The sequence below is a fragment of the Micromonospora costi genome, from assembly GCF_003626655.1.
Classification (GTDB): Bacteria; Actinomycetota; Actinomycetes; order Mycobacteriales; family Micromonosporaceae; genus Micromonospora; species Micromonospora costi.
Genome location: NZ_RBAN01000018.1, coordinates 1 through 4316 on the forward strand (window position 1 = coordinate 1; position 4316 = coordinate 4316).

Genomic DNA, 4316 nt, shown 5'->3' on the forward strand with positions numbered 1-4316 from the left:
ATCCAACGACCGGCGGCCCACCGTCATTCCCGGGGCCATGCGCTCGGCCCGCACCTCGGCGGGCTGGTGCCTCGGCCGTCGCGGATAGTCAACGCCCCCGACCCGCCGACGATTCCGGCCCCGGGATGCCACCGGTCACACCCACAAACCACCCACACCCACCCAAGCCAGCCACGAGCCACCCGTCACCGTGGTTAGCCTGCCCCGCCGTGTCCGTGTCGCCGGCCGCGTGGCTGCCGATCGCTCACGAACGTGATGCCTCAGCGTCATACGTATGCCTCTGAGGCATCACCCTCACGGCCGGCAAAGCCTCGCCGGCGTTGCGCGAACCGGACACAGGACCCAAACCGGGCCGCCCGAGCCCGGTGATCGACTCGACATCCTGGAAGTCGCGCTGTCCACCCCACCGGGACACCGCGACATACACGCACCCCGAGTCGATCAACCCCGACCAGCCGACCGACGTCTGATCGCCTAGCGGCCACACGAAGGGAAGCGCCCGCAGCGGCGGGGCAGGCGGTGAGGGGGCATGATCCACACCAGATCGCCGATATCGCGGCGTCCCGGCCACCTTGGCCCCGCCATATCGGCGTTACGGAGTCGATCAAGCCGACGCCCGACGCCCGGCGCGAGGCGCCAGGTCCAGGGCCAGACGCCTAAGGCGCTAGGCGGATCCGCGAGGCGATCGCCCGGACCTGCCGCTGGGGGCGATCGAGCCGAGCGGGACCGTCGACGGAAATAGCCCTGCCGAGGCTGTCGTTCCTGAACCCCGGCCGCAGGCGTCAGGCCCTGGGCAACCCGGGTGACCCAGTCCGGCTGGCCCGCCCGCTCACCTGACACACGCGCCCACGTCACGGTCACCGGAGCCGCGGGGCGCCGCCTCCCTGTGCCCGTCCCGGCCCGGCTGTCCGGTTCGCCCGTGTGACCGGGACCGCAACCGCCCATGGCCCCGGCATTTCCGGAATGACCGACACGTCAGGCTGGTTGTGTTCCCCGTACCGCCCGAGCCCAAACCATTTCCGGTGCGGACGTCCCCCGAGGAGTGCTCACCCCGGAGCGCTCCGCACGATCGAAAGGGCAACCATCGTGAAGCTCGACTTCAGCCGATGGCTCCCGGCCATCGCGAAGGATTCCTACCGCAAGACCGCGCTGAGCGTGGTGGGTGTGGCCGCCATCGGTGGCCTCGCGTTCGGGCCGAGCGCGTTCGCCGCTCCCGTGACCAGCGGCCCGCACGACGGAGCGATCGCCGCCATCGACCTCGCCACCAACGACAAGGCCGTGGCGGACAAGCACGACGCCTCCGTCGAGTCGGGCCTGACCACCGGTTCCCGGGACGGCAGGCCGGCCGCCGGCAAGCCGAGCCGGGACGAGCTGGTCCCGCACGGCGTGCAGGGCGCCCAGTCGCGTATCCCGCTGGACGACGCCCAGCTCGACAACGCCAAGGCCATCGTCAAGGCCGCCAAGAAGACCGGCGTGGGTGAACGGGGCGCGGTGATCGGTGTCGCCACGTCGCTGCAGGAGTCGAAGCTGTACAACCTCGGCCACCTGGGCGCGTACAACGACCACGACTCGCAGGGCCTGTTCCAGCAGCGCCCGTCGTCCGGTTGGGGCAGCCCCGACCAGATCACCGACCCGGACTACGCGGCCACCGCGTTCTTCAACGCGCTGAAGAACGTGGACGGGTGGCAGAACATGCCGCTGACCAGCGCGGCGCAGACCGTGCAGGTTTCGGCGTACCCGTTCGCGTACGCGCAGTGGGAGGACCAGGCGGCGGACATCGTCCAGCAGGCCTGGTGAGACAAGCGGAAAGCGGCCGGTCCCGGAAGGGGCCGGCCGCTTTCGCGTGCCGGTCGGCAGGGTCAGCAGGCCGCGTAGAGGCGGCGGGTGCCGACACCCGCGGCGTACGCGGCCCGGTCGCTGAACCGGCACCCGTAGCCCGCCGCGGCGACTGCCGCCGGGTCCGTCACGGTGTCACCGGCCGGCCGCTCGCCGGTGCGTACCCAGGACACCAGGTCGTCCCAGGCGGCGCCGGCCTCCGCCGGGGTGAACTCGCAGTGCTGCGCGGCGCGGATCGCCCGTTGCACGAGAAGCCGGCTCCGCCCGTGCCGCGCCACGTCCTGGGCGTACGTCTGCTCCATCGAGAACGGTACGAACAGGTCGCCGAGGTCGTGCAGGCTGAGCACGGGCGCGGAGGGTCGCCCGGCGACGCGCGGCACCTCGGTGAGGGTCGGCAGCAGCCGCTGCCGCAGGTTCTCCGGCGCCACCCGCTGCACGATGGCGTTCACGTCGACCGGAGCGTTCGGGGCGTACCGGGTGAGCAGGTTGGTGGACAGCTGCCCGGGACGTTCGGCGGGGGAGTCGCCGGCGCTGCTGACGCTGATGGAGAAGAGGAAGTCCTTCCAGACGGCGAACGCGGCCGTGGCGCCGGGCCGCGGGCCGCCCGAGCGGTTGATGGTGATGGCCCGCAACTGCTTGCCCCGGTCGTTGAGCGTGTCCGGGCCGGTGGGGGTGAGCCCCGCGAGGCCCAGCGCCGTCTGGATGCGCGGCACGGCGTTGGTCAGGTAGTCCGCCGGCGTCGGGTACGCGGGCACTCCGGCGAGCGCCTGCGCCACCAGGTTGTAGTCGAGGAAGAAGTCCAGCAGCGTCTGGTCGCCGAGCACCCCGCACATGGGCAGCGCCCCGTCGTAGTAGCCCGGGTACTGCTCGAGGGAGCGGGCGATGATGTAGCCGCCCATGGACACGCCGGCCAGGTACGTCCGGTGGGGACGCTTGACCGTCCGGGCGAAGTGGTCGGCGAGGTCCTTCGTGGCGAGCACACCGGAGCGGATGTCGAAGCCGTTGCGGTCGTACGACGAGGCGGCCCACGCGTACCCCTGCTGGAGCAGGCGTTCACGCAGCCCGAAGCCGGGCGTCTCGGTGGTGAGGACCTTCTCCTGCCCCCGGTAACCATGGGCCCACATGACCAGGTCGCCGTTCCACCGGGCGGGGATCTCGATGATGTAGCCGGCGTGCCGGTGCACACCCTGCCGTACCGTCGTGGGCTTTCCGCCGACCAGCAGCGGCGCGAGCGGCGGGTTCTCGATGGTGTAGCCGGGCAGTGGCTGCGTACCGTCGCCGTCGCGGCCGGTGGCGGCGGCCGGCGCGGCGCCGGCGAGACCGACCACGACGGTCAGGGTCGCGGCGGCGGCGAGGAGGCGGCGGAGGGTGCGGGCGGACGAGGACAGCATCGGTGCTCCCCCTCTGAGGGTGCCGCCCACCGGGGGCGACCAGGCGGGACGGATGCCTACCGGCCGGTAGCGCCCTGAACGTAGGACGGGCGTCGACCGCTGTCAATGGCCCTGGCTGACTCTCCGGTCAGCGCGGGGGCCGAGTCGCCGGGGAGGCCGTACTCCCCGAAGGTGGCCAGCAGTGCGTGGACTTCCGCATGATGTCCCTCGCAAGGGCGTCACCCGCACCCAGGAGGACGTGGCCGCGGAACTCGCCGACGTGGCCTTCACCGCGCTCGTCGCCATCGAGGGCCTGGGGCTGGACGCCCGTACGGTGCTGGACCGCTACGCCGCGAAGGTGCAGGACCGGGTGGCCGACCAGGTTGATCCGGGCGCAGGAGGCTGATGCGGGCACAGGCATCGGGTCGTCGGGCCGGTTGGTCAGGCGTGATCGACTCCGTATCGCCGATGGGGCGGGGTCGACGTGGGTCGGATGCCGCCCTATCGCCGATCTGGTTGGCGCGTTTGGGACCTACCGGCCCCATGAGGGCGGTGATCGACACGGGCTGCGTGGATGTCGCGGTGTCCGGGTGGGGTGGACAGCGCGACTTCCAGGATGTCGAGTCGATCACCAGTTCGTGCGGCCGGTTTGGGGGTTTGTGTCCGGTTCGCGGGGCCTTACGCGGGCCATCCTTCCAGGTGAGCGTGATGCCTCAGAGGCATATTTATGCCTCTGAGGCATCACGCTCGTGGGGGGATCGGCAGCCACGCGGCCGGCGACACGGACACGGCGGACAAGCCGACCTGCTGGATCGGGTGGTCGTGGCCGGCTGGGTGGTGTGGGTGGTTTGTGGGTGTGACCGGTGGCATCCCGGGGCCGGAATCGCCGCCGGGTCGGGGGCGTTGACTATCCGCGACGGCCGAGGAACCAGCCCGCCAGGGTGCGGGCAGAGTGCAGGCCCCGCGGAATGATCGCGGGCCGCGAGCCGTTGAACACGGACCCGGCCGCGAGCCGGCCGCGCGGAATGATCGCGGAGCCCCGGTCGTTGGACACGGACCCGGCCGGAGCACATGGCCCCGGGAATGATGGTGGGCCGCCGGTCGTTGGAC

General features: G+C 71.7%; 3 protein-coding genes. 2 read left to right on the forward strand and 1 reads right to left on the reverse strand.

Annotation, left to right across the window (positions count from 1 at the left end):
• The first annotated feature begins 1086 nt into the window (after positions 1 to 1086).
• Positions 1087 to 1797, forward strand: a complete 711-nt coding sequence (locus D7193_RS33120; protein ID WP_120783625.1) for a hypothetical protein — start codon at positions 1087 to 1089, stop codon at positions 1795 to 1797.
• Positions 1798 to 1859: 62 nt separating this feature from the next.
• Here the strand turns inward: D7193_RS33120 and D7193_RS33125 are convergent, their stop codons facing one another.
• Positions 1860 to 3227 (reverse strand): alpha/beta hydrolase family protein, encoded by a 1368-nt coding sequence (locus D7193_RS33125; protein WP_120783626.1) that lies wholly within the window; start codon positions 3225 to 3227, stop codon positions 1860 to 1862.
• Positions 3228 to 3408: 181 nt separating this feature from the next.
• Between D7193_RS33125 and D7193_RS33130 the strand changes: the two genes are divergently transcribed.
• Positions 3409 to 3612, forward strand: coding sequence for a hypothetical protein (locus D7193_RS33130; RefSeq protein ID WP_241563734.1), 204 nt, complete (start codon positions 3409 to 3411; stop codon positions 3610 to 3612).
• Positions 3613 to 4316 lie beyond the last annotated feature (704 nt).